Below are 26,475 nucleotides of genomic sequence, written 5' to 3'. Positions count from 1 at the left end.
CACCGATCACCGCTGACCGATTGACGACTCTGTCAATCACAGTTCTAATCGAAGGAATCTCCCTATGCAAGCGCTGGATCGGCTCGGACCACTTGGCGAGATTGCTGGTGCATTGGGATCGAAGGAATGGACACCGCAGATTCGGTCGAGGAATCAAGCGTCAAGAGCGGTGAGATCTCCGGTGAACCCGATGATGGCGAAGTAGACCCGGGTGGCCTGGTCGATGTAGTAATCCAGCCGGTTCCGGTCCTTCCTGGTCGCCGAGGCGGCATCGACGATGACCGCGTCCATGAGGTGAGCCGCATATTCCGCATCGACTGGCGGGTTCGCGAGTCCGGAATCCCGAACGTCGGTGATCTGGCGCAGGATACGACGGAAGGGCTTGCCGACGATGACCGCGTTGATCTCTGCGACCTGCGGATCTGTCTGTGCTCGCTTCTCAATGACGTCGAGGAGTTCAAGATTGTCGACGTAGATGGTGATGAATGCTTCGATTGAAGCCCTCGCCACGAGCACGGGGTCATCCGCCATCGGCTTCGGGTAGTGGTGTGCTTCGAGGATTTCGTCCCGCAGCTTGGCTGCAACGACGCGGAACACCTCTGACTTGGTGGCGAAGTAGACGTAGAAGGAAGGTCGCGAGACGTCTGCCGCGGCAGTGATGTCGCCGATCGTCGCTGAATCGAATCCCTGAGAGGAGAAGACGGCCCGAGCTGCGGCCAGGAGTCTGTCCTTGGTCTCCGATTCGAGGTCTCGCCGGATGTCGCGTGCCTTCGTCCAATCCATTTCTCGAATCGGCCGCTGTTCCATCAACACCTCCTCCGCGTCTGCTCCACCTGTGGCCCTTTACCCGGGCATTGCGACAATCCTATAGGTGGACATGGGGCTCGCCCGTGAACGAGGTGGACACCACAAGTCCCACCTTCAGCTCATTCCCACTGTCATCGTCGTGCTCAGTCCGCCGTCGAGTGGGATCACTGTCCCGGTGAGGTAGGAACTTGCCTGCGAGAGCAAGAATGTGAGGACTCCCGTGACATCTTCTGGCGTGCCGATGCGCTGCAATGGGTTGGCAGCCGCGATCTCATCACCTTTCTCATCGAGGATCCAAGACATCATCTTCGTCGGAAACGGCCCCGGGGCGACGGCGTTGACGAGAATCGTCGGAGCCAAAGTTGCCGCCATGTGCCTGGTGAGGTGGTGGATGGCGGCCTTTGAAGCCGAGTAGGAATAGTTCTCGAAACTGGGCACCGCCAGTCCGTCAATCGACCCGATGTTGATGATCCGCGCAGGGCATGCACCACGTTCGGCACCGGCTTCGAGCAGCCGACGCGCACGCTGAGCCAATGCGAACGGTGCCTTGACGTTGGCTCCCAGCACCTTGTCCCACGCCTGGTCCGGAAACTCATCGAAAGAGGCACCCCAGGTGGCGCCGGCGTTGTTGATCAGTGCATCCAGGTGATCGGTGCGCTCGGCGACAGCATCAACCACTTTGTTGCGACCAGCCTCGGTGGTGATGTCTGCGGCTATCGCGTGGATTTCACCGAGTTCGGACAGCTCCCTTACTGCTTCAGTGGCTGCGTCTTCTTTTCGGGTCGAGATGAAGACGGTGGCTCCGACTTTCAGCAGCCCTTCGGCGATCATGCGACCGATTCCGCGAGCTCCACCCGTGATGAGAATCTGCTTGCCGCTGATATCGAACATGTTTCCTGTGGTCATTGCGGGTCCTCCCCTTGCGCTGTCTTCACAGACTGACTGCCTCTGCTGTGTCGAACAGACCGGCATACTGGCTGCGAAGCTCATGATTCTTCACCTTGTTGCCGACCGTCTCAGGGAACTCGTCGACGAAGAGCACGGCCTTGGGCGTTTCGAAGCCGGCCAGTCGTGTCTTCGCGAATCCGATGAGCGCCGCCTCATCCACGACAGCTTCTGGCTTGGTGCGCACGAGCACCGTGACGGCTTCGCCCCAGCGCGGGTGGGGCAGACCGATGGCGACGGCCCGGTTGACGAGTGGATGAGTGCTCATCACTGATTCGACGCGGATCGATGAGACGTTCTCTCCGCCGGTTTTGATGACGTCTTTGATCCGGTCGTTGAGAATGCGCAGGCCCTTCTCCCCGCTGCGAAACGCATCTCCGCCGTGGAACCAACCGTCGGCAAACGCTTCGGCAGTGGCTTGCGGGTTGTTGAAATAGCCGGCCATGAGTGCCGGTGAGCGGTAGATTCCCTCGCCGACTCCGTCCTCACCGACCCCAGCGTTACCACCGACCTCAGCGTCGCCAGGTTTCCTGATGTCGCCGTCGGCGCCCATGATCGCTGCCGCCGTCATCGGGTGCGGCAAGCCGACATAGTTCTCCTGCGGTGAGGTCCTCGCATGCAGATCCTCGTCGGCACCGATCCAGAAGCGATGCATGATGCACATCTCCGTCTGCCCGATCACGCCGACCACCAGCACGTCTGCGCCGATGGAGTCCTTGACCGAGGCATACGATTCGGCGCGCAACGGGGCGAAGGAATGGAGAATGCTGGTGACCGTCCCCGCGTCCAGGCTCGGGTCCGCTCGCAGTTCGGCGTCGAGGTGTTCGAGCATCTGCGGCGACCCCACATGCATTGTCGTTACGCGATGTTCGTCGATGGCAACAGCCAACTCCCTGGCATCGGGCCTACGCCCCACCACCGCTCGGCCGCCTGCCAGCAGCGCGGCATAGATCAGCACCTCGCTGACGTGGTAGGTCACCGACACGAAGATGCCAGCCACCGAGTCGAATTCGAACCGCTGCCCTCGGGTGACGATTCCCACTGAGGCCAGGGCCTCGAACATCGTCTTCGAGTGAGATCCCATGACGCCCTTGGGCAAGGCTGAGGTTCCCGAGGTGAACTGGATCTGCCAGATGTCGTCACCGTGGATGGTGACATCTGGTTCGTTCGTCGAGGCGGCAGCGATGAAGTCCGCAAAGCTCACGGCCCCGTCCGGTTGTGGTCCACCCACCGCAATGCTGGTCAGTGTATTCACGTTCGTCGCGTCGAAGACGGGCCGGACACGGTCGGCGAACTCGGCGTCGACGACGGCCCACCGTGCCCCCATGTCCGCGATCAGCTCAGCCATCACCTCGGCGGCTAGGTTCGGGTTCAGCGGTGCGATCGTCACCCCAGCCTTGGCCGCTCCGATTTTGACCAGCACAGACTCGAGGGAGTTCTCGCAGACCATCACGAGGATCTCCCCCGGCTGCGCACCGGCAGCCAGGAGAGAATTCGCGAACTGGTTGGCCCTGTCGTCGGCCTCGGCCACGGTCACCGAGGCCCCTTCTGGGTTCTCGGCGGCTCCGACATGGCCGGTGAGAACCGTGCGGTCCGGTTGGCTCCAGCGCATCCGCTCGAAGATATCGCCCATCGACAGCCGGTGCAGCCGCGAGTCGGCTCGGCGGCCGCGCAGTGTTGTCACATCGAATTCCACCGTGTTTGTTCCCTTCACTCAGACGCTGACGTTCTCGGCTGCCGGCACGGGCCCCTCCATGTCGCGCATCAACCACGACTTGTGGACGGCCGCGTAGACCAACGGGGCCCCGACCGCTGTCCATGGCCAGATCACGTACACGAACACGGCGGTTGTCGTGGGCAGACCGCCGAGCATGGCGGAGCTGCCGAAGAAGGCGTGGGCGAGGATGAAGAGCCCGATGAGGACAGCGGAGAATGCACTGATGAGGACCACGTTGGCCCGGCTCCACTTGTCGGTGGAATTCAGAGCTCCGAAGAGCATCATCACGAACGCGATCACTGGAATCGCATAGTAGAGGGCCTGCCAGGTATCGAAGAGGCTTCCCACTGCGGTGGCGAGGCAGGCCAGGGTGACGATGAGGACAAGCACATCGGTCCGATCAAACCCCTTCACAGCGACCGATTTCACGGCCGCACCACCCCTGAGTGCGCCTGTGCCGCTGTTGGCGTTGACGCCGTAGGCACTGGCGAAGCCGTCTCGCGAACCCTGTGAGGGGAACAGCAGAGAGATGACGACGAACAGGACCGCAGCCGTGGCGATGACCATCGCCCCATCCTGCATGTAAGTGGGAATGGTGATGATCTCCTCGCTTGTGAGGATCGTGAGCACCAGGTTGCCGAGCACGCCGAAGGACACGGCAATGGTCGTGGCCATCCCAGTGGCACGTTTCCAATACAGCCCGAAGACGACAGGAGCGAAGACCGCCGAGGCGAACGCCGCCCAGCCGATGGCACCGAGCAGGAACACGACCTGGGTGAGATAGAGGGCGAATACCAGGGAGCAGAGAACAACGAAGGCACTGGCCAACCGGTTCCACATCAGTTCACGATGGACGACCTTGCCCAGCGAACTGGTGAGGTCACGCACCAGCGACGATGCGCCGATGGTGATGAACGAGCTGGCGGAGGACATGATTGCCGCGAGCAGTCCGGCCAAGGCGAAGCCAGCGAACGCTGGTGTTGTCATGTTGTCGAGGAACCAGGTCGTGGTGTTGTCGGCATTGTCGAACTGCGGCGCCCTGCCTTCGAAGGTCAGTGCGCGGGTTGCCAGACCGATGGACAGCGCGAACAGGGTCGTCACCGAGTAGCCGACAGCCGCGACGAGTGAGCCCCAGCGCAGCTGCGAGCCCGACTTGAGCATGAGGAACTTCGTCGCCAGCTGCGGCTGGGCCGCAGTGCCGAGAATCGCGAGGAAAATGAACCCGAAGATCCAGGTCATCGGCTGTGTGGCGTCGATTTTCAGGAATCCGATGTCGTTCTTCGCGATGGTGTCCAGCATGGCTGACCATCCGCCCACGGTGTTCGTGGCGATGAAGAATGCGGCGATGGCCATGACGATCATGAGCAGGCCCTGGATGAAGTCCGTCCAGACGGCTGCGAGCATTCCACCGGCGATCGTGTATGCGGCGACGATGGCGGAGCCAATGATGGCGCCGACGGTGAGGCTGATGCCGAAGATCAGGGACATGATCACGCCGAGAGCGGTCACCTGCGCGGTCATGTAGGCGACCGAACCGATGAACATGGCGATCGACATCGACATGTGAGCCGAACGATTCGGGTAGCGGACGCGGATGATGTCCGGAATGGAATAGACCTCATGCGCGCGGGCCACTCGGTGCAGGCGCGCCCCCAAGATGAACCAGGCCAGCGCGAAGCCGAGCGGCACTAGGAGGGCTGCGCCGACGACGGCCTGAATGCCCCAGGCGTTGGTGTTGGCCGTATGCCCGATCATCCCGAACCCGCTCTGGATCGAGGAGAAGGAGGCGATGGCCATGACGAAGAAGCCGAGCGACTGCCCCGCGACCAGGAAGTCCTTGGCCCCCTTCATTTTGGTGTTCGCCCAGTAGCCGATGGCGAACATGACGATGAAGTAGAGGATGACGATTGCCAGAACGATTGTCATGATTGCACCTTTGCAGTGACGGTCAGATCGGACGGTGTGGAATGAGTTGCTGATGGTTCTGAGGCCGCGGTCTCACGCGTTGCGACCTCCCTCGTTGCGGTCTCGGTTGTTTCAGCCTCGGTTGACGTTGTCATTTCGAGATAGCGACCGGTCTGGTCGAATGCGGAGCCGGTGATCACTGTGGCGGAGATATCGCTGATCGCCTCCCACTGTTCGGCGATGGCTTCGGGGCTGCGTTCGTCATGGGACAAAAACACTCCCGCGGCCTCGACCATTTTGGCCACCGCGAAGACTCCCCCACCGGCACCGAGGATGGTTTTGGTCGGAGCACCTTCGGACACGAGGAAGACTGCGCCCGGGGTGATCGATTCCGGTGACATGACGTCCCAGGATGCCTGGTCGAACAGCCCCTCGGTCATGCCTGTGGCAGCCGTGGGCGCCAAGGCGTTGATTCGGATCCCATAACGCTCACCCTCGATGGCCAGGACGTTCATCAGCCCAACCACTCCGGATTTCGCGGCACCATAGTTCGACTGCCCGAAGTTTCCGTAGATCCCCGACGCCGAGGTGGTCATGAGGATCCGTCCGTACTGTTGGCTCATCATGTGAGGCCACACCGCCTTGGTGCAGCGAACAGAGCCCATCAGATGCACGTCGACCACTTTGCGGAAATCGTCGATATCCATTTTCGCGAAGGTCTTGTCTCGCAGGATGCCAGCGTTGTTGATGAGGATGTCGATCCGGCCCCATTCGCCGATCACTCGATCGACCATGGCCTGGACCGCCGACGCATCGGTCACGTCGCACGAATGCGCAATCGCGCTACCTCCGGATGCGATGATCTCCTTCGCCACCAGCTCTGCAGGACTGTCCTCTCCAGCGTCTCTGCCTATCGGGGCGATATCGTTGACGACCACACGTGCACCGCGCTGGGCAAGGGACAGGGCGTGAGACCGCCCCAGTCCCCCGCCGGCGCCGGTCACGATTGCTACCTCTTCATTGAAGTTCACTGTCGCTTAAGCCTCTCACCAGTCATACTACCGAGTATCATCATTGATTGGGTATGAATTTATCCCGCAGGTCGACACGTGTCAAGACCCTGCTCATCAGGTTCGACGAGATTGCTCGTTCTTGGCGGCAGAAGGCCGTGTAGCCTAGCGTCAACGCAATCGTGGATTCGGAAAGGACGTCCAGGTGAAGCCACTGGAAGCAGCTGAGGTCTCGCAGTGAGCACGGACGTTGACCCCTCCGTTGGAGCTCCCGAGAAGACGCGCCAGCGAATCCTCGATGCCGCGGCCGATGAGTTCATGCTCGGCGGCTACAACGCCACCACCATTGATGACATCGCCAACGCCGTCGGAGCGACGAAGGGTCTGATCTATTACCATTTTCGCTCGAAGTTCGACATCTTCCTCGCCGTCTACAAGGAAGGCATGGTGCGTTCACGAGCTCGCGTCGACCCGTGCGTCGATGGGCCGGGAACCGGCTTCGACCGCCTGCTGGCCATGTCGACGGCCCACGTCCTCCAGATCATGGTTGATCTCGGCTATCACCAGGTCGTGCATGAAGGAGTCCGCGAACAGCGCTCGGTGGCGCTGCGGCCCCGGCAGCGTGAGCAGCTGGCAGAGCTGAACCGTCTGAGAGCGGAATACGAAGACCTCTTCAAGTCAGTGGCTGCAGCGGGAATCGAGGACGGTTCCATCCGCCCGCTGGAACCAAAGATGCTGGTGCGGACGCTGCTGAGCAGTCTCAACGCGGTCGACATGTGGTATCGGCCGAATCCGGATCAGTCCGAGTCTGACCTTGCCGAGTTGGCCGCCCAAGTCACCGATATCGTCGTCAGCGGAATCGATCGCCGCCCATAGCGATGGCGGAACCACAGCCATCGACTAGGCTCAACGCTATGGCACGCAACTCCACCGACACCAAAGAGAAGCTCCTCGACGCCTTCGATCTCCTGCTAGAAAAACACGGTATCTCGGGGGCAACACTCGACGCGGTCGCAGCGAAAGCTGGTGTCTCCAAGGGAGGCCTGCTTTATCACTACGGGTCGAAGGCGGAGCTGATCAAGGGCAGTCTCGAGCGTCTCGACCGGCTTGTCGAAGAAGATGTTGCGGAGATGAAGAATGCTGGCGATCGCCTGCACATGTACTATCTTGAGACCTCAGCCGAGACCGGCACACCGCTGGACCGCAGTCTCATCGCGGCAAGCTGCCTGGCGCAGGAGAATGAACAGGCGAAGGACACGCTCCGGAGGACCCGAGAAGCCTGGTTCGATGCACTCAATGAACATCTCGGCGATCCCGATCTGGCGATGACCGTACAGCTCATCGGCGACGGCATGTACTTCAACCAGAATTTCAGCCTCTCCCAGGACGAGGCTCTGGCCCACGTGAAGAACGTGCTGGCACGACTGGGTCTGTGATCGGGCTTCAGGTATCAGAGCACCTGCTGAGTACGCCCATGAGGTGAGCGAACTGCGCTGATTCTGACGTGGAGCTCGCTGCCCTCAAGCTTTCACTTCCGAGCCACGCTCTGCCGTCTAGCTATCCCTACCGAGTTGCGGACGATCCGTGTTGATTTCCGACTCGGTTTTCAGCACAGATCGTCCGCAACTTGCAGGCGCACCCCGCTCTCCAGCGTGTGGCAACCCCGCTCCTCCACCCCACGCACTCGTGCGTAGATTCCTGTGGACGAAAAAGTTCTGTCCACAGGCTGATTTCAAGCCATTTCTTCTCGCCGCGAAGTGAGTGATGATGTCATCCATGTTCAATGGAGACAGGTGGGTGATGCGAGATTTTCCACAGCTGTTCCGCACCCAGGACTACACCGCACGGGGAATCACACGACATTCCCTTTATCACTCGAAGCGCTATGAGCAAGTACTCCCCGGAGTGAGATCGGACCTCGAGGCCTTCGACCGATGCCCCACTCCGACCTGGGCGGACGACTTCTGGAAATGGGACGCGCTGCGGTTCCGCGCCGCCCAGCTCCTCTACCCGGGAATCGCGGCCAGTCACGCGATGGCCGCCCGGCTGTACGGATGGCCGCTGCCGTCTAATTGGCGGACGTCTCAACTTCACGTCTCTGTGAGCAACAGGCATTCACGGATCAGGATCTCTCAGATCAGACTGCATAGGATGACCAAGATGTCGACACGGCAGTGGTGTGGCCTTGAGGTTGTTGCTCCCGAAGATGCGTTCATCGGCCTCGGCAAAGATCTCGGCCAGCGGGACCTTGTGAAACTCGGCGACGCCGCAGTCGGCAATTGGCACGGCCCACCGCAGATCAGCCTCGACGAACTCCAGGAGCACGTCTGCAATCGGCCTTTCGTCCGTCGACGTGCTCACCTCATCGAGGCACTCGACTTGGTCCGCCTCACCGTCGACTCCCCACCGGAAACCGACCTACGACTGTGGACGCTTGCCGTCGGCCTCCCTGAACCCGTCGTCCATCCGAAGATCTACAGCCCGCTGCTCAAACGCACAGTCGAACCGGACCTCGGCTATCCCGACGATCTGCTGGCCCTTGAGTACGAGGGCGAACACCATCTGCGATCGAAACAGCAGTGGCAGAGCGACATTCGACGCGATGAAGCACTGCGCACCGAAGGTTGGACCGTCATCCATGTGACAAGCAAAGTGAATTATCAGCAGCTCGAGGCGCAGATTCGCCACCACCTTGGGCTGTCCTGACCGGCCAGACCTCCTGACAGCTGAGTTGCGGACGATCTGTGCTGGAATCCGGAGCAGATTTCAACACGGATCGTCCGCAACTCGGCCTAGTGCACGAAATTCGGCGTAATACGCGTGACTCGACTGCGCGGCGCGACTGCGCAACTCGCCTAAGTGCGAACAACTCGGTTCAGCCAACGGCGACCCGGCCCGCCCAGGCGCAGCCCACGCAGCCCCAGCCCACTCAGGCCCGGCCCCGCCCTCACCAATCACGCCAGGTGGTGCACTTCCTGCAGGTTGTACACCGGCGTCTCGAGTCCCTCATAGCGGGCCTTGAGCTGGAGTGCCAAGTACAGCGAGTAGTGCCGCGACTGGTGCAGGTTCCCGCCCATGAACCATAGGTTCTCCTGCTGGGTGGGCTTCCACATATTGCGCTGTTCGCCTTCCCACGGGCCCGGATCCTTCGTCGTGTCCGAGCCCAGGCCCCAGCATTTGCCGACTTTGTCTGCTGTCTCCTGATCGATGAGATCAGCAACCCAACCATTCATCGACCCGTATCCGGTCGCATAGACGACGAGGTCGGCCGGCAACTCGGTACCGTCTTCCAACACCACAGAGTCAGCAGTCAGATGGTCGACATTGCCTTTGGCCAATTTCACCTTGCCATCGGCGATGAGCTCAGCTGAGCCGACGTCGATGTAGTAGCCGGAGCCCCGGCGCAGGTACTTCAAGAACATTCCGGACTCATCGTCACCGAAGTCGAGGTCGAACCCTGCATCCGTCATCCGCTGGTAGAAGTCCTTGTCGCGTTCTTTCATCTGCTCATAGAGCGGGATCTGGAACTCGGGCATGATCCGATACGGCAGGGAGGCAAACGTGAGGTCGGCCTTCTCAGTGGTCACTCCGTTGGCGAGCGCCTTCTCCGAATAGAGGTCGCCGAGGCCGATGTCCATGAGTGAGTCGCTCTTGACGATGTGAGTACTCGAGCGCTGGACCATCGTCACGTCTGCATCGTTCTCATACAGTGCCCCACAGATGTCGAAAGCGGAGTTGTTGCTGCCGATGACGACGACCTTCTTACCGGCATAGGCATCGGGCCCGGGGTGCTGCGAGGAGTGCTGCTGTTCGCCCTGGAAGACATCGGATCCTGGGAACGAGGGAACGTTGGGCTTACCCGACATCCCCGTGGCCATGACCAGGTGCGTCGGGTTGAGAGTGATCTTCTCACCGTTGCGTTCGACGTTGACCGTCCACTGACCAGAGGCTTCGTCATATTTCGCCGAGGTGGCTGTCGTCGATGACCAGTACGGAATCTCCATCACCTTGGTGTAGAACTCCAACCAGTCAGCGATCTTGTCCTTGGGAGCGAACACCGGCCAATTCTCAGGGAACTTGAGATAGGGCAGGTGGTCGTACCAGACAGGGTCGTGCAGGCACAGCGACTTGTACCGCGAGCGCCACTGGTCTCCGGGCCGTTCCCACCGATCGATGACGAGTGCCGGAACACCCAGCTGGCGCAGGCGAGCGCCGAGTGCGATGCCGCCCTGTCCCCCACCGACGACGAGCGTGTACGGCTGGGCGGTGTCACCCCAGGCGGCATCCTCCTCGGCGAGCTTCTCCGACCAGCTCTTCCGCTCGGGGTCGACTCCGTGTTCGGCTCCTTTGGGCCGGCGAGGTCCCTGCGGCTCCTCGTGGTCTTTGAGCTCCTGCAAAGTAGTGAGCAGCGTCCACGCTTTGGTTCCGTCTTCGTCGACCAGACGAACCATGCCCTTGCCCCTGCCGACTGCGGTGGCATAGGTGAACCAGGCTTCGGTGACTCCATCGGCTGTGGTGGCCGGTTCTCCGAGTTCGAAGTCCGATGCGGCGACGCGGTCGATGACCTCCGTCAGAAGGTCCCTGATGCCGTCACGGTTCTCGACGGTGCACAGGTTCCAGGAGAAGGCGACGAGGTCCCTCCAGTAACTCGTGGTGGCGAACAGACTCACTGCGGCTTCGACGTCCCTGCTGCGCATCGCGGATTCGAAATCGCCCAGCCACTGCGTTGCAATGTCATCGGCTGTGAGCTGCTGGCGGTCGATTGTCGTTGTCATGTCACTCCTCTTCGTTGAGCTGTGTGACTCCAAGCTATGCCGCCGCCGGCACCGAAGAAAGGGTTGCATCGAGTTGCATATGCAGTGAGCCACATCACCCCTATACTCGGAAGCATGCCTCAGCTCGACCTGGCGCATCTTGCTCGGGATCTGTCCCGCATTCACGATGCCGTGATCACCGGCGGTTCGCCGCCGGAGCAGCCGCGAGCGCTCGTTGCACGCTCGTGGCAGAGGATGCTGCGCTTGGGGTTGGATCCCTCGGGCGGCAATCGTCGAGTTCTTTCCGCCGAGGCGGATGTGGAGTCCCGCAGACGCGATTCGAAGCTGCGCCTCATCGTTGATGAGCTCAAAACCATTCTTCTGCGGATTCCCGATGCCGCGACCTTCATCCTGGTCGTCACCGACGCCGAGGGTGTGATCCTGTGGCGCGACGGTGCCAGTGCCGCCCAGCGACAGGCGGACAGTCTCGGCTTCGTCGAGGGTGCCCACTGGTCCGAACCCGTGGTGGGCACCAATGCCATCGGCACCGCGTTGACCGAAGAGGCCCCAGTTCAGCTGTTCTCCGCCGAACACTTCGAGACCTCGCAGCACCCCTGGTACTGCAGCGCCGTTCCCGTCCATGATCCCAGTGATGGCCGGCTCCTAGGCGTCGTCGACATCAGCGGGCCGGCGCTGACTCTCCACCCGGCGGTGCAGTCCTTGGTGACAACCGCTGTCCGCCTGGCCGAGGCCCGGCTTTCCCTCATCCGGCAGGAGCACCTGAGCAGTCTGCGCACTCGCATGTCCACTGTCCTCAACGGCAGTCGGGGGCCGGCGCTGGTCGTCGATGATGAGGGCTGGGTCGCCTACCGACAGGGAGTGCAGAGCCAAGAGCGGATAGAGGTGCCGGCGTCTGATCGCACGATCCTCATCCCCGGTGCCGGTCTTTGCATCCCGGAGAGGGTGACCGGTGGTTGGCTGCTGCGGCCGAGTGCCGACATCAACGCTCAGCAGGTGTCGGTAGTGCTGCGGCAGACAGCTCGGTCTGCGATGCTGGAGATCGAATCGAGCACTGACCCATTCGTCGTGCCCCTCACGCCCCGGCGCGCTCAGATCCTCTCAGCGATCACCTCGGCGGGGCCAGCTGGCATCAGGGCCGGCGATCTCAGCCTCAAGCTCTACGGTGATGCCGACCATCAGGTCACAGTGCGCGCCGAGGTGTCCCGGCTGCGGCGTTCGATCGGTGCACTCCTCGCGACTCAGCCCTACCGGTGGGCCGAGGGCGTGTCCGCGCGATTCGACGAAGCCGCTTCAGCGTCATCCTGATCCCGGTCACGATCTCGACCCGCCCTATCGGCACGGGCGAAGGAGATCACCAGTCCGATTCCGATCAACGTGGATACGAGGGAGGAACCGCCGTATGAGATCAAGGGCAGCGGCACGCCGATGACGGGCAGAAGCGTCGTCACAACCCCCATGTTGATGAATGCCTGGCCCAATATCCACACGAAGACGGTCAGGCACAGCACCTTCGTCTTCAGCTCCCGGCTCTTCAACGAGGTTCTGATCAGCCCCACGCCTAACAGGCCGAAGAGGCACACCACCGTCAGTGTGCCCAGAAGTCCCAGCTCCTCGCCGATGATGGCGAAGATGTAGTCGTTGTGCGCTTCTGCCAACCAGAACCATTTTTCGCGGCTGGCTCCCAGCCCTGTTCCGGTCCACCCTCCCGAGGCCAACGCGAACAGCCCATGATTGGACTGCCAGTGCTGGCCGAGGGTCTCGACGTCGCTCAAAGCATCCGTGTCCGCGAACATCGCACGCACACGTGCCATTCGGTACGGGCTTGTCGCCACGAGGATGGTCACACCCACGGCGATCACACCCAGTGTTGCCGCGAAATACCGCTTCGGGACACCTGCGATGAACAGTGCGGCCAACGTCATCAGCATGAGAACCAAGGTCGTGCCCAGATCTCCGCCGAGGAGGATGAAACCGAACGCGAACGCCGAGACGGGGACAACGGCGAAGAACAGATCTTTGGGGCGATGAAGCCGCTGTGATCTGCGAGCGAGCGCGACCCCGAGCCACAGAGCCAGCACTGGTTTGAAGACTTCCGAGGGCTGAAGCTGGAGTCCGCCGACATGCACCCAGTTGGTGCTTCCGTTGACGGTGATGCCCAGCCCCGGAATCAGCGGAAGGGATAAGAGCACCAACCCGGCGATGATCATCGGACCGGCCAGCCGACTCCATATCTGCGCCGGAATCAGCGCAGTGACGGTCAGCATGACGATGCCGATGGCTGCGAAGAATGCCTGCCTGGCGAAGATGGAGAACGAGGATCCGCTGGTTCCGTCGAAGGAGGTGATCGATGTCGCCGACAGCACCATCAGCAGACCAAGACCGACCAGACACAGCGAGGCGCCGAGGATGACCAGAGATCCGCTGTCGATCCGCGGGACGGCAGGCACCCGCAGCAGCTTCTGGCCGATTCGAGGAAGTCGGGCACGCAATGTCCCATGCGTCCTGCCGCCCCGGTAGCTATCCATGCGTATGTGCCGGCTCCTGCATGACGATGACTGTCCTGCCCTGATATCGGCCTCCGACGTGCCGGTCTCGACTGGCGAGGCCGCCGATGATCGTTTGGAGCAGGAGCAGCACGATGAGGACGATGAGCGGTACGGTCCATGACCCGGTGACGGTGTGCAGCCACCCCAATCCGAGCGGGCCGAGCCCGGCGACGAGGTAGCCGAATCCCTGGGCCATCGTTGATACGTGCCCGGTGTGATGGGCATCCGGGGAGCGCCACACGATATAGGACAACGACAGACTGATCGCTGCCCCCTGCCCCAACCCCAGCAGCGTCATCCACGCATAGGCACCGGCTTGCGGCGCGAGCAGCAGGCCAAGGAACGCGGCACCGATGAGGACAGCGGCGGCGAAGACGGGCACCCATCGCGGCTTGAGCCGTTTGGCGATTGTCGGCGTGACTAAGCAAGTGATGATTGCCGGGAAGGCAGAGAACGAGAGCATCCATCCTGCTCGATCGGCAGGCATTCCTGCTTCTTGGAAGATGGCCGGCACCCAGGTCAGAGCCGCGTAGTAACTCAGCGACTGCAACCCCATGAAGCCGGTGACCGACCACGCGATCGGGTCTCTGAGCATCGCCCGAAACGGTGGTTCACCTGAGGCGGACGTCGCAGAGCCGTCCCGACCCGAGTCGGTTGCCTCGGGTCCGGCCGAGTCCCGAGCGCGTCGCATCTGCGGGAGGAACAGAATCGCGGCCAGCACGGCTGGCACCGCCCAGATACCCATCGCCCACCGCCAGGATCCGTCGAAGAGTGGCAGCATCGGCACGGTCAGGCCGGACGCCAGAGCTGCGCCGAGGAACAGCGCGGTGGAGTACAGCCCCATCATTAGTCCCGCCCGATGAGAGAAGTCGCTCTTGATCGCCGTGGGCAGCAGGACGTTGCCGATGGCGATGGCCGCGCCGACGAGGATCGTGCCGCCCAGAAGTGCCACCAGGCTCGGTTGCAGTCGCAGGGCGATGCCGGCAGCGAGAACGATCATGATGATTCCGAGGGCCCGGTGCATTCCGAATCGCCGCGTGAGGCCCGGTGTGAGAAATGCGAACGCGCCGAATGCGAACACAGGGATAGTCGTCAGCAGGCTTGCGGTCGTGGCGCTCAGCTGCAAGTCATCGAGGATATCGCCGAGCACCGGTCCCACCGATGCGACTCCGATGCGCAGATTGAGTCCGATGAGGATCAGACCTGCCCCGAGAAGCAGCAGGCTGCGTCGTCGGTGTCCGTCCGCTGCCCTCTCTCGCCGAGGTGGATCGACGGTGGCGCTGCCATCTGTCTCCAGCGTGAGCTCCACAGTGAAGTTCGGGTCACGTCTCTTCATGATGCTTTTTCCATACTCCCCATTCAAACCGGCCCTGCGACGGCGTGCAACCGATAAACTGACTGGCAATGGACAAATTCAGCCACAAAGCGATGAGTCCCGAGTTGATCCACCAGCTCGGCCATGATGAACGTACTCCCGCTCACACCCACGATCTCGGGCATCTGGTGTATCCGGCTACGGGAGTCCTCTCCCTTGTAACGCGAGACGGTTCATGGATTGCCCCATCGAACCGGGTCGTCTGGGTTCCGTCAGGGTTCGAACACCAGCATCGGGCCCACGGGGCGACCGATATGCGGATCGTCTTCCTCCCGGATGGAATGGCGGAGCCTTTGGGCCCGTACCCAGCAGTCCTGGCCACGACACCCCTCGCTCGGGAATCGCTGCTTGCGCTGACCGGATCCAGACAACGCTCGAGGGAGAGCACGGACCGGCTTCGGCTCGTCGCCATCGACGAGTTGAGTCTCACCGGTGAACAGCCGTTGTACCTGCCGGAGCCACATGATGATCGTCTCCTGGCTGTGACTCAATTGGTCGAGGAGGATCTGTCGAATGTCGCTACGCTGGCCCAGCTGGGCCGCCAGGTCGGTGCGAGCGAGCGCACCCTGTCTCGGTTGTTCCAGCAGGAGACTGGGATGACTTTTCGGCAATGGAGGGCGGAGCTGAGAGTTCATCGCGCCCTCCTCCTCCTCGCCGAGGGAAGAAGCGTCTATGACACGGCAGCCGAGTGCGGCTGGGCGAACCCGAATTCGTTCATCACTGCCTTCACCTCCTTGGTGGGGATGAGTCCGGGGAGATACCAGCATTCGATGACGTCAATGTGACCCAGAATGTCGATGTGCCCCAGACCGGGGCAGTCCCTCTACTCTGCCGAGGCGGCCGTTCCTAGTCTGCGCCCGCACCCCGATACGTCCCGAAGTTCCACAGCACACCTTCGGGGTCCTGAACACTGAAGTCCTTGGAGCCGTAGTCCTGTTCGGTCAGCCCCATCACCTCTGTGGCACCGGCTGCGATCGCTCGGTGGTAGAGTTCCGCGACCTGATCGGTGGCGATGTAGACCGAGCCGGAGGCGACTCCGGTCTTCGTCATTGCGCCTCCGTCATCACGAGCGGAGCCGAGCATGACTCCCCCGCCTTCGGGCCACCGCAGCTCGGCATGGTCGACGCGCTGCGGATCGTCGGCATTCGTGTATTCGGCGGCGACTTCGAATCCGAAGGCGTCCTTGAGGAACGCGATCGCGGCCTTGGCATCCCGGTAGCGGAATGTCGGCCAGACATTGGCTCCGTTGGTGCCTGCTCCGTTAGTGCCGTTCGACATGTCAGTTCCTTTCCTCGTAGTTGGTGTCCCCACCATCATCGGACGATGGACACCTTTGAGTCTTGGACAAATGGGAACTAGCGGGAAGTCTGGCTCGCAGTGCCGTTGAATGACACCGCGCCATTAGGCTCCGAACGGCGCGCGATCGGGTCGCTGTCGAGCCATCCTGTCGGGCTGGTGCCGGTCAGCAGCCTGAAGTCGCGGTTGAGGTGTGACTGATCGGTGTAGCCGCAGACCGCTGCCACCTCGGCGAGGGACGACTTTCCCGCCGAAATGATCTTCCGCGCCCGGTCGAAGCGGATGACTCGAGCCGCCTCTTTGGGGCCGATGCCGAACTCCGCGCGGAACTGCCCGTTGAGATGCCGCCGACTCCATCCGACTTCATCGGCCACGAGTGAGACCGGCAGACCGCCGTGGCTGCGCGCGATCTGCCTCCAGGATTCGACCACCTCGGCGCGGGGCCCGAGATCATCGCGGATTGCACGGAGGAGAACGTCATCGATGGCATCGAAACGCTGGGACCAGGTCGGTGCGGTGTTCACCCGCTCGTGAAGTTCGGCGGCGATAGGCCGGGCGATGTCTCCGAGCTCAACCGAATGGTGGGCGAATTCGACGGCCGGGGATGCGAAGAAGGCACGAGGTGCGAACGGGGTGAAGTTGATCTGGATGCCGGACATGGCACCGTTGTGCGCGATCAGAGTCGGCCATAGGTGCAGGCCAGCCAAGAGCACGTCGAATGATTCGACCGTGTCCGCCTCCGGGAAATACTGCTGCAGCGGCTGGTTGATCGCGACGATGAACGTCAGTGCTCCCGAAGGTAGCCCGAGATGGGTTCCCGCCGGTACCCCAGAGATGTCGTAGCCGGCATAGTCCCCGACGAAGGGCCGCAGTCGCGGATGCGGGCTGCGGGTCAGATCGTCACTGGCCTCCGTGGACATGTCAGCAGTGTAGACCCGCGGTCTGACACTCCCCTGTTCGCAGCAGGGTTCGCAGCGCGCAGGCCCGCGCCGACCGCACTTACGCAGCGGGTACCCTCCACCTATTGACTTATGCAGGTATCTACCTGCATATTAGAGATGTGACCGACGCAGATGATCTCGATAAGGCGTTCAAGGCCCTCTCTGATCCCACCAGACGACGACTTCTCGATGAGCTTCGACGTGAGAACGGACAGTCGCTGCGCGACCTCTGCGAAGGAGTTTCAATGGCTCGACAGTCGTTGACCCAGCACATCGACCAACTCGTCGATGCCAATCTGATCGTCGTCATCCGTAAGGGACGGGAGCGGCGCCACTATCTCAATCCGCTTCCTATCCACGAAATCGAGCGGCGCTGGACCCGTGATTTCGACCAGCAGCACTTTGACGCCATCGACGCCGTCAAAAAACAAGCCGAGGAGGCAGCAATGACCACCACCAACGAATTTCCCGATTACGTCTACGTGACCTATATCCGAGCCTCCCGCGAGGATGTCTGGGATGCGCTCACCAACGCCGACATCACGCCGATCTACTGGAGTGGAATCGCGAATGTCTCAGACTGGCAGGCCGGCTCCGAATGGACCCACCGCAAAAACGGTGACCCCGTGGGCGACTACGACATCTGGGGTCGAATACTCGAGAGCCGCCCACCGGAGAGACTGGTCTTCACATTTCAGCCCGCCGCACAGCCGCTGGAGACCAAGGGGTCGGTCGTCACTTATGACATCGAACAGACTGGTGAGGTCGTCAAGCTCACCGTGACCCACACGAACCTGCCAGACAAAGGCATGCTCGATGGCATCTCCCAGGGCTGGCCGGCCATTCTCGCCAGCCTCAAGTCCTACCTGGAGAGCGGCGAGGCGCTCCCCTACACAACCTCTTGAACGACATGCTGCAGCTCTCATTCGAAACGGAAGCACAATGGAAAATGACAATTTCACTTCTACGTTCACTGCTCCATGCACACCGTCCGAAGCATTTTCATTCGCGGCACAGCCGAACATCTGGTGGAACACCATGATCTCGGGATCTGCCCGTCACGTGGCCGAGTCCTTCATCTATGAGGTCCCGGGAATCCACTACTCGAAATCTCGAGTCAGCGAGTCTCTCGCGGGAAGGAGACTGTCCTGGCAGGTCATCCCCTCTGAGCATCGCCTGGAACTCGACGAGTGGGTCGGCACCGACGTCATCTTCGAATTCGTCGAGCTGAGTCACGGCACTCGGGTCGACTTCACCCACGTCGGACTCCGGCCTCAGCTCGCCTGTCACTCCGTGTGCACGACAGCCTGGGGGCACCACCTCACTGTCGGCCTGCAGGCACTGATGGCCGGGGCGGAGGCTCGTCCCGTCACTCCGAGTTCAGCCGCCGAGGTGGCTGCCGAGGTCGGCGCCCAAAAGGCTGGGTGACGCCTCGCCGAAGCGCCACAGCCCAGTCTCGCTTCAGGACAGTCCGTCGTCCGTCGTGGACATGGCTGCATTCCAGGCCACATCGGAGAATTCCCTGTCCACCCCAAGTCCGAATTCGGCAGTGAGGACCTCGGCGAATTCTGCGGCGTCTGCGATCGCGTGTTCGGTGCGATCACCGTCCGGGCTGTAGGAAACTCGTCGCAATCGGCGTCCGTCCAAGGTCAGCTTGATGCCGTCGGGCAGCGAACGTGCGAGGACAGGCGGCCCGGTGAAAGGAGTCCCCGGTTTCGTTGAAGTGAACCAGTTCGCCAGCTCAAGATCGGCCTGCGGCCGGGGCACATCGGCGAAGGCATAGACGGTGCGGAACTCCTGGTCGCGACTCGTCCGAGACTGCAGAGCCCACTCGGCCTCTGCCCGCATATCAGGATCAAGCGCCGCTTCCGCCGGCACGAGGCGATGTTCACCACGCGGCGTCATCCGCGCCGGTGCGGACGTCGACAGTTCGAGTGCAACTTCCGGTGTTCCGCCGCCGAACCCAGGATCCACGAGGAAGCTGCGAGCATCGACCCGAACGATCGTCGCCTGATGTGTCAGCGCGCCAGGTGCGACCCGGCCCTCGCCGAGGTGGACCCGAGCCATGATCGGATGCGCCGAGATTCCCAGTTCGGTCAGAACCGCGCGAATGAGGGTGGCGTGTTCGTGGCAGTATCCACCACGTTTGGAATCGAGCAGCTTGTCAGCCACCGACTCGAAATCGAGCGAAACCGCTTTCAGCTCGCCCCGAGCAAGGTTCGCAATGACCTCGAGGTTCTCGAAGCAGATCGCCTGCGTGTGCGCCTGCAGGAGCTCATCGAGAAGGTCGATCAGCTGTGTGGTTGTCCCCTCGGCTCGACGGCACAGTTCTGGAGCAGAATCGCGCAGACCGAGCCGCTCTGCGTACCGGTTGAGAAGCGAGAGCTGCGTCATGATTTGATCTCCTGGGATCCAGAATCGGGGTGGATAGATTGTCGGATGGATGCGGTGTCGAGGTGGAAGCAGCAGCGAGAAAGCTGCCGTCACCCCTGCAGCACGGACTCCAGCAGCCCGGGAAAACGCGCGTCGATGTCTTCACGGCGCAGCGTCAGTCGTCGATTCCGACCATGGAGCTCACTGATGATGACACCGGCCTCGCGCAGCACCTTCACCTGATGCGAGCGAGTCGACTTCGGCACGCCCGGACCCAGTGCCGAGCAGTCGGCCATATCCATCGGCCCCGACCGCAGCTGCTGAACCAGAGCCAGCCTGGCTTCGTCGCTGAGAGCGAAGAGTACTGAGGTCAGCTCGATGTCCTCGCGATCCGGGTGTGGCAGTTTTTCATTGGCAACCATAGTTCGATAATAGTTGAACTGTCTGAGCATCTCGTATACTCTCCAATAATGGTTCCAAAAGTTTCGAACATTACGGAAGAAGCTCCTGCTTCCGCAGCTCAGCCGGCACCCACCTCTGCCTGGTGGTCGCGTGAGCGCTAGCGTCTGCGCCTAGTCCTGATCGCTACCTCGGCGATGATGGCCGGTGCCAGCGCACCGTCTCCGTTCTACCCTGTCATCCAGGCAGAGTTCGGTTTTGCCCCTGTGATGATCACGGTGGTCTTCGCCGCTTACGCCGTAGCCTTGCTGGCGACTCTGCTCACTGCCGGCGCACTGTCTGACCACGTCGGACGCCGACCCGTGATCTGCGCGGCCTTCGTGGTGCTCGCCCTCAGCATGGTCCTGTTCTGGCATGCCGATAGTGCAGTGGCGCTGATCTTGTCTCGCGTCGTCCAAGGAATGGCCAGCGGGGTTCTGCTGTCGACATTGTCAGCGACGGTCGTCGATCTGGAATTGCCGCACAAGCCCGGCTCGGCTTCCTCCTGGAACGCCATCTCCGCGATGGCGGGACTGGCCATCGGAGGGTTGTTCGCGGGAGCGACTCTCGCTGTGTTCATCGATGGCGGCGGTTCGACGGTGGTCTTCGGGACGCTCGTAGGAACCTATCTGCTTCTTGCCGGCATCATCTGGGTCCTGCCGGAGACCTCGGCTCGTCGAAGTGGCGCGTGGGCATCTCTTCTGCCGCGCGCTGCACTGCCCCGGGAAGTCCGCAAGGCGTTCCTGTTCGCGGTGCCGGCCTTCATCGCAGGCTGGGCTACGGGAGGGTTGTACCTGTCCCTCGGTGCCAACATCATCACCGCCGAGTTCCATTCGAGTTCCCATCTGGTCAGCGGACTGATCGTCACGATGCTCGCCGGCGCCGGTGGGCTGGCGGGATTCTTCATGCGCGACCGATCCGCGCGCACCGTCACCCTCTTCGGCACGATCTCACTCGCCGTCGGCAGCACCCTGACCCTGGTGGCGCTCTCCCTCAATTCGCCTCAGCTGTACTGCCTCGCGGTCGTCATCACCGGCACCGGGTTCGGCACCGCTTTCCCAGGTGCCCTGAAAACCATCCAGGCAGTCGTGAAGCCGGAAGCCAACGCTGAGGTGATGGCCGCCGTCTTCGTCGTCTGCTATCTGGCATTCGGACTTCCGGTCGTCATCGCCGGTGTCCTCGTCCCCGCCATCGGACTCTTCGCCACTGCCTGCTGGTACGGCGGCTTCGTGGCGTTTCTCGCCATCTGTGCCGCACTCCTCCGCTGGTTCAGTGGCGGGCGCCCGTACGCTGCCGAGAACCAGGTCGCTTAAGGCTAAGACCAGGTCTGAGGCTTGAGACCGTGTCCACCCCGGTACTTCGGTGAACTCGGCTCTCTCCAGTCGCCGAGGAGGTAGTCGGGAAGTGCGTAGACCGTGACCTGAAGAGGGTGGCAGTTCTCGCCCTGGTCGTCATTGCCTTCGCAGAACATCGGCTTGGACAGGTCTCCGCCGGGGCAGGTGGAGATGTCATAGCCGACATAGGCACCGACGAATGGGCGCGGCCTGCGAATCAGCTCACCAACGCTCGCTGAGGTGGACTACTCTTTGACGATGCCCAGCTTCGACAGATATTCAAAGGCGACGTCGGAGTACTCTTTGCCATCGACGTCGACCTGCCGGTTGAGTTCCTGCATCCGCTCATTGTCCAGGTCGTCGATGATCGGTTTCAGCAGCTGTTTGAGCTGGGGATACTGCTCAATCAGGTCTTCGTTGACGACGGGAGCCATATTGTATTTGGGGAAGAACGCCCTCGGGTCCGACAGCGGCACCAGGTTCAGCGCCGGGATTCGCCCATCGGTGGTGAATACCTCGCCGAGGGTGCACGTGCCGCCTGCGGTGGCCGCGTAGATTGCACCGGTGTCCATGATCGACTTCTCACTTGCTTCCGGCGGCGGAAGGTCGTACGCCTTGAGCATCGGATCGAAACCATCGCTGCGCGCGTTGAACTCAGCGTCCACACAGTACGTGCGCTTCTCCTCGGGAAGCTTGGAGATGTCATCGAGCGTCTTCAGGTCGTACTTCTCTGCGACAGTCGACTTGACTGCGAGGGTGTAGGTGTTGTTCATCGTCGCCGGCGGCAGCCAGACCAGACCGCGCTCAGCATCGGCGTCTCGCACAGCCTCGAACTGACGCTGTTCGTCCGGTATCGGCTTGGTCTTGCCCAGATAGGTCACCCAAGCTGTTCCCGTGTAGTCGAAGCTGAAGTTCACATCGCCTTCGAGCTGGGCCTGGCGCACCGAGGTCGACCCTGGAATGTTGGTCAGATCGTGGACATTGGCGCCTGCGGACTGCAGAAGGACGATGGCGATCTTGCCCAGGAGGATCTGCTCGGTGTAGTTCTTCGACCCGACCGAGACGTCCATGCCGGACAGATCGATCTTGGACACTTCCCCGGCAAGTCTGCCGGATTTGGTGAACCCGCCGGAAGTCCCGAGGCCGCAGCTGACCAAAGTGATGCACGTGAGAAGGGCGAGGAATACGGTCGTCAGTTTTCTCATTTCATCCCTTTCGGAGTCAGCACGACTTCCATCAGTCGTCCGAACCATTCAACGGCCAGGGCGAGTGCGGCAATGAGCATCGCTCCTGACACGAGGATCGGAAAGCGATAGAGGTTGATTCCTGTCGTAATGAGGTTCCCCAAGCCGCCGGCCGAGATGAAGGTTGCGAAGGCGGCGGAGCCGACGAGCAGCACCAGCGCGGTGCGGGCACCGACCATGATGACCGGCAGCGCCATCGGCAGTTCGACTCGCATCAGCACTTGGGCCGGCGACATGGAGATCCCTCGAGCGGCTTCGAGGATCGTTCGGTCAACGCCGCGCAGCCCGGCCACAGTATTGGCCAGGACCGGCAGAAATGCGTAGATCCACAGTGACAGCACCGCCACGGGTGTGCCGAATCCCAGCCAAATGGCGAGGAGCACGATCACACCGATCACAGGGGCTGCTTGGCCCATGTTCGCGATGAAGGTGACCGGACCGGCCAAGAAGGAGAGTCTTCCACGGGTGAGCAGAACACCTGTCGGAACCGCCGTGACCATAACCGCGATGGTGGCGATGACGACGATCACAATATGCTGTCGGGTCAACGTCGCCACATTGGCGACTGCCAGAGTCCGGGCCTCGATATCGTCGAGATCGGCCGTCGCATGCCAGATGAACCAGCCGGCGACGATTAGGACCACCAGGATTGGGATCCCAATCAGGAGGATTCTGTCTTCGCGAGAAAGTCTGCCCCACATCACGCACCGGCTCCGGAACTTCGACCGGAGCTCTCCTGCGTCAGCGGGGATGTCCGGGTAGCTTCGGATGCTCGGGGCCCCGACGTTTCGGCCTCATCGGAGGCCTGTTCATTGAGTGCACGCACATAGTCGGTCACTGCTGTGTAGCTGAGCACTCCGATATAGCGGCCGCGGTTGGTCACCATGGCACCGCCATGGCTGGAGGCCAGCATGGCGTCCAGAGCGTCGTTGAGTGTGGACCTGTGGTCGATGACGGTTTGCAGGTCGGTGGTGGGGGTGGGCACCTCGTCGGCGTGGCGAAGCTGGCGCAGGCTGAGCCATTCCCTCGGCCGTTCCCTCGAGTCGAGCACGATCACCGACGTCTCTCCTGCCGCTCTCACTCGCTCTTCCACCTCGGCGACCCGGTCTCCGATGTGCGCAGTCGGTGGCTGCGTGAGATCCAGTTCGTCCACGCGACGCAGGCTGAGCTGCTTGAGGGTCGATCCGGACCCGATGAAGTCTTCGACGAATTCATTGGCCGGAGCGGCAAGGATGCTCTCCGGTGTGTCGTATTGAGCGATCCTGGCTCCACGCTCCAGGACCAGGATCCGATCACCGAGCTTGATCGCCTCGTCGATGTCGTGTGTGACGCAGACGATCGTCTTTTTCAAGTCCGACTGGATTCGCATGAGCTCGTCCTGGAGACGAGAGCGGGTGATCGGGTCAACGGCGCCGAACGGCTCGTCCATCAGGATGATCGGAGGGTCGGCTGCGAGTCCGCGGGCCACGCCCACACGCTGCTGCTGGCCACCCGAGAGCTCACGGGGAAAACGATCGCGATAGTGCACGGGATCGAGCCCCACCAGGTCCATCAGCAAATCGACCCGTTCGCGGATGCGTTTCTTGTCCCAGTTCAGCAGCTTTGGAACCAGACCTACGTTGTCGCCGACGCTCAGGTGCGGAATCATTCCGCCTCCCTGAATCACATAGCCGATCTTCCGACGCAGTTTGGTCGGGTTGATGTCGGTGACATCCTCGCCGTCGATGAGGATCCGACCGCTTGTCGGTTCGATCAGACGATTGATCATCTTCAGCGACGTCGTCTTGCCACAGCCGGAAGGTCCGACGAACATCACCATCTCACCGGCGGGGATGGCAACATTCAAGGCGGCGACTGCCGCTTCACCCTTGCTCGAGTAACGTTTGGTGACTCCCTGCAGCTCGATGTCGACACCTGCCTGGAACGTCGAGTCCTGATGAGTCTTTGTCATACAAGTAATCCCTTCGAAGTAGTCAGGCGCGCAATCAGCACGAGCACAAGGTCGACGATCAGCGCCACAATGATGACGCCGATGGTGCCCGCGAGGGCGTAATAGAGGGCGTTCGCCCCTCCGATCTGGCTGAGTCCGGAGAAGATGTAGCCACCGAGGCCGGGGCCAAGAGCGTAGGCGGCGATGGCAGCTACTCCCATCGACATTTGCGCGGACACGCGAATGCCGGTCATGATGACCGGCCAGGCCATGGGCAGCCGGACGCGCAGGAGGACGGCCCGTCGGCTCATTCCCTGTCCGCGCGCGGATTCGAGCAGGTCCTCATCAATGTTCTGCAGCCCGACGATGGCATTGCGCAGAATCGGCAATGTGGCATAGAAGATCACGATCATCACTGAAGGCAACGTGCCGATCCCGACCAGCGGAACCGCCAGTCCCAAGAGCGCCAATGACGGCAGCGTCAGGCCGATCGAGGAAACCGCGTTCGCCACAGCCGAGCCCCATGGCCGGCTGGATACGAGCATGGCAATGAGCAGAGCGATGATGGTCGCCACTACCAGCGACTGCACCACAAGACTCGCGTGCTGATAGGAGCGGAACAATATGTCCATCCACCTTGACGACACGAAGTCGAGCACTGCCTATTCACCAGCTTTCGTAGTTTGAGTCACATGTCCGAAGCCTCCGCTACGAAGCCGCCCACGATTGGACCGTACTACAAGTTCTGTCCTTCTGCCCGAAATTGCTGCAGGACTGGTTGTCTGTTCAGGGTGTTGCCGCTGAGCGTCTCACCGGGAAATTCATTGTTCCCTGGCGCCGGTGAACCGGAGGTCTTCCGACACTGTCGCACGCTCGCGACCGTCGTGACCAAGGCCCTAGGAGGCCCGCCCGGGACGCCGGGCAGCGAGGTGAATGTAGTCGCAAACCTGTCCCGACGAGATCAGGCCCATGTCTGCGGCTTTAGCCCATGCATGCCTCGGTAGTTCGGTGATTCCGGTTCACTCCAATCGCCGAGGAGGTTCTCTGGCAGCGCATAGACCGTGACCTGAAGTGGGTGGCAGTTCTCGACCGGGTCGTCATTGCCTTCGCCGAACATCGGCTTGGACAGGTCTCCGCCGGGGCAGGTGGAGAGGGCTGCCAGAAGGTCCTGTTCCGCGAAGAATTCGAAGTGGTCGCCAGGTCTGGCGGGACAAGTCTTCATGAAGTATTCGTCGTTGTCATTCAGTCCCGTGCATTGAAAGACGTTGAGGACATCGTGGACGTCGAACTCGGTCAGCCCGAACGGGAGGATGGCTCGGACCAAGTTCGAGTGGCAGTGATTGTCGAAGTCGACTCCGCTGAGCATCGTCGAGACGTAGGGATCGCAACGAGTACCGAGAGTGTCATGAAGTCGGCCGCCTTCGGGGTCGGTGCCGTAATCGGCCAGAGTGTCGTTGACGATTGTGGCCATCGGTCGCAGGAAGGGCAGGGTCGACCACAGACGGTCGAAGGTCGACAGGTGTGCGGCCTGAAGTTGGCGGGTGCGCGAAGCCCAGAATCTCTCCCGGGGATCGTGGCGGTTCCACAGATTGAGGTCGCCGACCTGCGGTCCCTCGATTGTGGAGATTCGACAGACATGGCCAGCGGGAACGTCCCATGCCTGACCGGAACGGATCGGAATCGTGAATTCGTCGACGATCTCCCGGTCGTCCGTGTCCTGCCCGATTCGTCCGTAGAAGTCTTCGTCGACGTCGAGCGCGGGACCTTGGTAGGCCGCTTCGGTCAGACGTGCGTTCTCTGCCATGATCGTCTCCCCTGCTGCTGTGTCCGGCGTTGTTC

General features: G+C 61.7%; 26 protein-coding genes. 9 read left to right on the top strand and 17 right to left on the bottom strand.

Annotation, left to right across the window (positions count from 1 at the left end; genetic code table 11):
* Window positions 1-153 precede the first annotated feature (153 nt).
* From BSP239C_RS11130 to BSP239C_RS11110, 5 genes are all read right to left on the bottom strand, one after another.
* Window positions 154-807 carry a TetR/AcrR family transcriptional regulator gene (locus BSP239C_RS11130; protein ID WP_101572826.1) on the bottom strand — a complete coding sequence of 218 codons (654 nt, stop codon included), beginning with the start codon at window positions 805-807 and terminating at the stop codon, window positions 154-156.
* 114 nt (window positions 808-921) lie between these two features.
* Window positions 922-1,713, bottom strand: coding sequence for an SDR family oxidoreductase (locus tag BSP239C_RS11125; RefSeq protein ID WP_101572824.1), 792 nt, complete (start codon window positions 1,711-1,713; stop codon window positions 922-924).
* Window positions 1,714-1,738: 25 nt separating this feature from the next.
* On the bottom strand, window positions 1,739-3,436 hold the full coding sequence (locus tag BSP239C_RS11120) for an AMP-binding protein (protein WP_145997437.1): 1,698 nt from the start codon (window positions 3,434-3,436) through the stop codon (window positions 1,739-1,741).
* A 30-nt stretch (window positions 3,437-3,466) separates the two neighbouring features.
* Window positions 3,467-5,395, bottom strand: coding sequence for a sodium:solute symporter (locus BSP239C_RS11115; RefSeq protein ID WP_101572820.1), 1,929 nt, complete (start codon window positions 5,393-5,395; stop codon window positions 3,467-3,469).
* Window positions 5,392-6,405: an SDR family NAD(P)-dependent oxidoreductase gene (locus BSP239C_RS11110; protein ID WP_101572818.1), complete on the bottom strand. Its 1,014-nt coding sequence runs from the start codon at window positions 6,403-6,405 to the stop codon at window positions 5,392-5,394. The genes BSP239C_RS11115 and BSP239C_RS11110 overlap by 4 nt, the downstream gene beginning before the upstream one ends.
* A gap of 216 nt (window positions 6,406-6,621) precedes the next feature.
* On the opposite strand from BSP239C_RS11110, the gene BSP239C_RS11105 reads away from it, so the two are divergent.
* From BSP239C_RS11105 to BSP239C_RS21135, 3 genes are all read left to right on the top strand, one after another.
* Entirely contained in the window at window positions 6,622-7,260 is a 639-nt protein-coding gene (locus BSP239C_RS11105) for a TetR/AcrR family transcriptional regulator (protein ID WP_101572816.1), read from the top strand.
* A gap of 38 nt (window positions 7,261-7,298) precedes the next feature.
* The gene (locus tag BSP239C_RS11100; protein WP_101572814.1) at window positions 7,299-7,820 is read left to right on the top strand and encodes a TetR/AcrR family transcriptional regulator; all 522 of its coding nucleotides are present in this window, start codon (window positions 7,299-7,301) and stop codon (window positions 7,818-7,820) included.
* A 364-nt stretch (window positions 7,821-8,184) separates the two neighbouring features.
* The gene (locus BSP239C_RS21135; protein WP_257930176.1) at window positions 8,185-9,090 is read left to right on the top strand and encodes a hypothetical protein; all 906 of its coding nucleotides are present in this window, start codon (window positions 8,185-8,187) and stop codon (window positions 9,088-9,090) included.
* A gap of 248 nt (window positions 9,091-9,338) precedes the next feature.
* Here BSP239C_RS21135 and BSP239C_RS11090 read toward each other — a convergent pair whose 3' ends face one another.
* A complete protein-coding gene (locus tag BSP239C_RS11090) occupies window positions 9,339-11,159 on the bottom strand; it encodes an NAD(P)/FAD-dependent oxidoreductase (RefSeq protein ID WP_101572812.1) in 1,821 nt (606 codons plus the stop codon).
* A gap of 114 nt (window positions 11,160-11,273) precedes the next feature.
* Here BSP239C_RS11090 and BSP239C_RS11085 point away from each other — a divergent pair, with 114 nt between their 5' ends.
* Window positions 11,274-12,464 carry a GAF domain-containing protein gene (locus BSP239C_RS11085; protein WP_101572810.1) on the top strand — a complete coding sequence of 397 codons (1,191 nt, stop codon included), beginning with the start codon at window positions 11,274-11,276 and terminating at the stop codon, window positions 12,462-12,464.
* Here the strand turns inward: BSP239C_RS11085 and ftsW are convergent.
* Together ftsW and BSP239C_RS11075 are read right to left on the bottom strand one after the other, a co-directional pair.
* Window positions 12,404-13,684 carry a putative lipid II flippase FtsW gene (gene ftsW / locus BSP239C_RS11080; RefSeq protein WP_101572808.1) on the bottom strand — a complete coding sequence of 427 codons (1,281 nt, stop codon included), beginning with the start codon at window positions 13,682-13,684 and terminating at the stop codon, window positions 12,404-12,406. The genes BSP239C_RS11085 and ftsW overlap by 61 nt on opposite strands.
* Window positions 13,677-15,041: an MFS transporter gene (locus BSP239C_RS11075; RefSeq protein WP_101572806.1), complete on the bottom strand. Its 1,365-nt coding sequence runs from the start codon at window positions 15,039-15,041 to the stop codon at window positions 13,677-13,679. The genes ftsW and BSP239C_RS11075 overlap by 8 nt, the downstream gene beginning before the upstream one ends.
* 68 nt (window positions 15,042-15,109) lie before the next feature.
* Between BSP239C_RS11075 and BSP239C_RS11070 the strand changes: the two genes are divergently transcribed.
* Window positions 15,110-15,865 (top strand): AraC family transcriptional regulator, encoded by a 756-nt coding sequence (locus BSP239C_RS11070; protein ID WP_101572804.1) that lies wholly within the window; start codon window positions 15,110-15,112, stop codon window positions 15,863-15,865.
* A 61-nt stretch (window positions 15,866-15,926) separates the two neighbouring features.
* Here BSP239C_RS11070 and BSP239C_RS11065 read toward each other — a convergent pair whose 3' ends face one another.
* Complete coding sequence (locus BSP239C_RS11065) at window positions 15,927-16,358, bottom strand: VOC family protein (RefSeq protein WP_101572803.1); 432 nt, start codon at window positions 16,356-16,358, stop codon at window positions 15,927-15,929.
* 77 nt (window positions 16,359-16,435) lie between these two features.
* Window positions 16,436-17,296 (bottom strand): AraC family transcriptional regulator, encoded by an 861-nt coding sequence (locus tag BSP239C_RS11060; protein WP_101572801.1) that lies wholly within the window; start codon window positions 17,294-17,296, stop codon window positions 16,436-16,438.
* A gap of 140 nt (window positions 17,297-17,436) precedes the next feature.
* Between BSP239C_RS11060 and BSP239C_RS11055 the strand changes: the two genes are divergently transcribed.
* A complete protein-coding gene (locus BSP239C_RS11055) occupies window positions 17,437-18,222 on the top strand; it encodes an SRPBCC domain-containing protein (protein WP_101572799.1) in 786 nt (261 codons plus the stop codon).
* Window positions 18,223-18,259: 37 nt separating this feature from the next.
* The gene (locus tag BSP239C_RS11050; protein WP_101572797.1) at window positions 18,260-18,745 is read left to right on the top strand and encodes a hypothetical protein; all 486 of its coding nucleotides are present in this window, start codon (window positions 18,260-18,262) and stop codon (window positions 18,743-18,745) included.
* A gap of 33 nt (window positions 18,746-18,778) precedes the next feature.
* Here BSP239C_RS11050 and BSP239C_RS11045 read toward each other — a convergent pair whose 3' ends face one another.
* Together BSP239C_RS11045 and BSP239C_RS11040 are read right to left on the bottom strand one after the other, a co-directional pair.
* A complete protein-coding gene (locus BSP239C_RS11045; protein ID WP_101572795.1) occupies window positions 18,779-19,711 on the bottom strand; it encodes an arylamine N-acetyltransferase in 933 nt (310 codons plus the stop codon).
* A gap of 89 nt (window positions 19,712-19,800) precedes the next feature.
* Window positions 19,801-20,112 carry a transcriptional regulator gene (locus tag BSP239C_RS11040; protein WP_101572882.1) on the bottom strand — a complete coding sequence of 104 codons (312 nt, stop codon included), beginning with the start codon at window positions 20,110-20,112 and terminating at the stop codon, window positions 19,801-19,803.
* Between the two features lie 144 nt (window positions 20,113-20,256).
* Between BSP239C_RS11040 and BSP239C_RS11035 the strand changes: the two genes are divergently transcribed.
* Together BSP239C_RS11035 and BSP239C_RS20720 are read left to right on the top strand one after the other, a co-directional pair.
* A complete protein-coding gene (locus BSP239C_RS11035; RefSeq protein ID WP_308298066.1) occupies window positions 20,257-21,441 on the top strand; it encodes an MFS transporter in 1,185 nt (394 codons plus the stop codon).
* A gap of 116 nt (window positions 21,442-21,557) precedes the next feature.
* On the top strand, window positions 21,558-21,701 hold the full coding sequence (locus BSP239C_RS20720; protein WP_180958986.1) for a hypothetical protein: 144 nt from the start codon (window positions 21,558-21,560) through the stop codon (window positions 21,699-21,701).
* A gap of 6 nt (window positions 21,702-21,707) precedes the next feature.
* Here BSP239C_RS20720 and BSP239C_RS11025 read toward each other — a convergent pair whose 3' ends face one another.
* The 5 genes from BSP239C_RS11025 to BSP239C_RS11005 all read right to left on the bottom strand — a co-directional run bounded on the left by BSP239C_RS11025 (window position 21,708) and on the right by BSP239C_RS11005 (window position 26,440).
* Window positions 21,708-22,667, bottom strand: coding sequence for a glycine betaine ABC transporter substrate-binding protein (locus tag BSP239C_RS11025; RefSeq protein WP_101572785.1), 960 nt, complete (start codon window positions 22,665-22,667; stop codon window positions 21,708-21,710).
* Window positions 22,664-23,350, bottom strand: a complete 687-nt coding sequence (locus tag BSP239C_RS11020; protein ID WP_308298065.1) for an ABC transporter permease — start codon at window positions 23,348-23,350, stop codon at window positions 22,664-22,666. The genes BSP239C_RS11025 and BSP239C_RS11020 overlap by 4 nt, the downstream gene beginning before the upstream one ends.
* Window positions 23,351-23,406: 56 nt before the next feature.
* Complete coding sequence (locus BSP239C_RS11015) at window positions 23,407-24,657, bottom strand: ABC transporter ATP-binding protein (RefSeq protein WP_101572781.1); 1,251 nt, start codon at window positions 24,655-24,657, stop codon at window positions 23,407-23,409.
* Window positions 24,654-25,295, bottom strand: a complete 642-nt coding sequence (locus BSP239C_RS11010) for an ABC transporter permease (RefSeq protein WP_101572779.1) — start codon at window positions 25,293-25,295, stop codon at window positions 24,654-24,656. The genes BSP239C_RS11015 and BSP239C_RS11010 overlap by 4 nt, the downstream gene beginning before the upstream one ends.
* A gap of 302 nt (window positions 25,296-25,597) precedes the next feature.
* Window positions 25,598-26,440, bottom strand: a complete 843-nt coding sequence (locus BSP239C_RS11005; protein ID WP_101572777.1) for a DUF1989 domain-containing protein — start codon at window positions 26,438-26,440, stop codon at window positions 25,598-25,600.
* Window positions 26,441-26,475: the final 35 nt, after the last annotated feature.

The sequence above is a fragment of the Brevibacterium sp. 239c genome (genome assembly GCF_900169365.1).
Taxonomy (GTDB): Bacteria; Actinomycetota; Actinomycetes; order Actinomycetales; family Brevibacteriaceae; genus Brevibacterium.
Note: the sequence above shows the minus strand (reverse complement) of the source record. Positions and strands in the feature narration are given on the sequence as shown.

Excerpts from the sequence above, each read along its gene's own strand:
- BSP239C_RS11130 (WP_101572826.1), bottom strand. The coding sequence starts at position 807 with ATGGAACAGCGGCCGATTCGAGAAATGGATTGGACGAAGGCACGCGAC.
- BSP239C_RS11125 (WP_101572824.1), bottom strand. The coding sequence starts at position 1,713 with ATGACCACAGGAAACATGTTCGATATCAGCGGCAAGCAGATTCTCATC.
- BSP239C_RS11115 (WP_101572820.1), bottom strand. The coding sequence starts at position 5,395 with ATGACAATCGTTCTGGCAATCGTCATCCTCTACTTCATCGTCATGTTC.
- BSP239C_RS11100 (WP_101572814.1), top strand. The coding sequence starts at position 7,299 with ATGGCACGCAACTCCACCGACACCAAAGAGAAGCTCCTCGACGCCTTC.
- BSP239C_RS21135 (WP_257930176.1), top strand. The coding sequence starts at position 8,185 with ATGCGAGATTTTCCACAGCTGTTCCGCACCCAGGACTACACCGCACGG.
- BSP239C_RS11090 (WP_101572812.1), bottom strand. The coding sequence starts at position 11,159 with ATGACAACGACAATCGACCGCCAGCAGCTCACAGCCGATGACATTGCA.
- BSP239C_RS11085 (WP_101572810.1), top strand. The coding sequence starts at position 11,274 with ATGCCTCAGCTCGACCTGGCGCATCTTGCTCGGGATCTGTCCCGCATT.
- ftsW (WP_101572808.1), bottom strand. The coding sequence starts at position 13,684 with ATGGATAGCTACCGGGGCGGCAGGACGCATGGGACATTGCGTGCCCGA.
- BSP239C_RS11075 (WP_101572806.1), bottom strand. The coding sequence starts at position 15,041 with ATGAAGAGACGTGACCCGAACTTCACTGTGGAGCTCACGCTGGAGACA.
- BSP239C_RS11070 (WP_101572804.1), top strand. The coding sequence starts at position 15,110 with ATGGACAAATTCAGCCACAAAGCGATGAGTCCCGAGTTGATCCACCAG.
- BSP239C_RS11065 (WP_101572803.1), bottom strand. The coding sequence starts at position 16,358 with ATGTCGAACGGCACTAACGGAGCAGGCACCAACGGAGCCAATGTCTGG.
- BSP239C_RS11060 (WP_101572801.1), bottom strand. The coding sequence starts at position 17,296 with ATGTCCACGGAGGCCAGTGACGATCTGACCCGCAGCCCGCATCCGCGA.
- BSP239C_RS11050 (WP_101572797.1), top strand. The coding sequence starts at position 18,260 with ATGGAAAATGACAATTTCACTTCTACGTTCACTGCTCCATGCACACCG.
- BSP239C_RS11045 (WP_101572795.1), bottom strand. The coding sequence starts at position 19,711 with ATGACGCAGCTCTCGCTTCTCAACCGGTACGCAGAGCGGCTCGGTCTG.
- BSP239C_RS11040 (WP_101572882.1), bottom strand. The coding sequence starts at position 20,112 with ATGGTTGCCAATGAAAAACTGCCACACCCGGATCGCGAGGACATCGAG.
- BSP239C_RS11025 (WP_101572785.1), bottom strand. The coding sequence starts at position 22,667 with ATGAGAAAACTGACGACCGTATTCCTCGCCCTTCTCACGTGCATCACT.
- BSP239C_RS11015 (WP_101572781.1), bottom strand. The coding sequence starts at position 24,657 with ATGACAAAGACTCATCAGGACTCGACGTTCCAGGCAGGTGTCGACATC.
- BSP239C_RS11005 (WP_101572777.1), bottom strand. The coding sequence starts at position 26,440 with ATGGCAGAGAACGCACGTCTGACCGAAGCGGCCTACCAAGGTCCCGCG.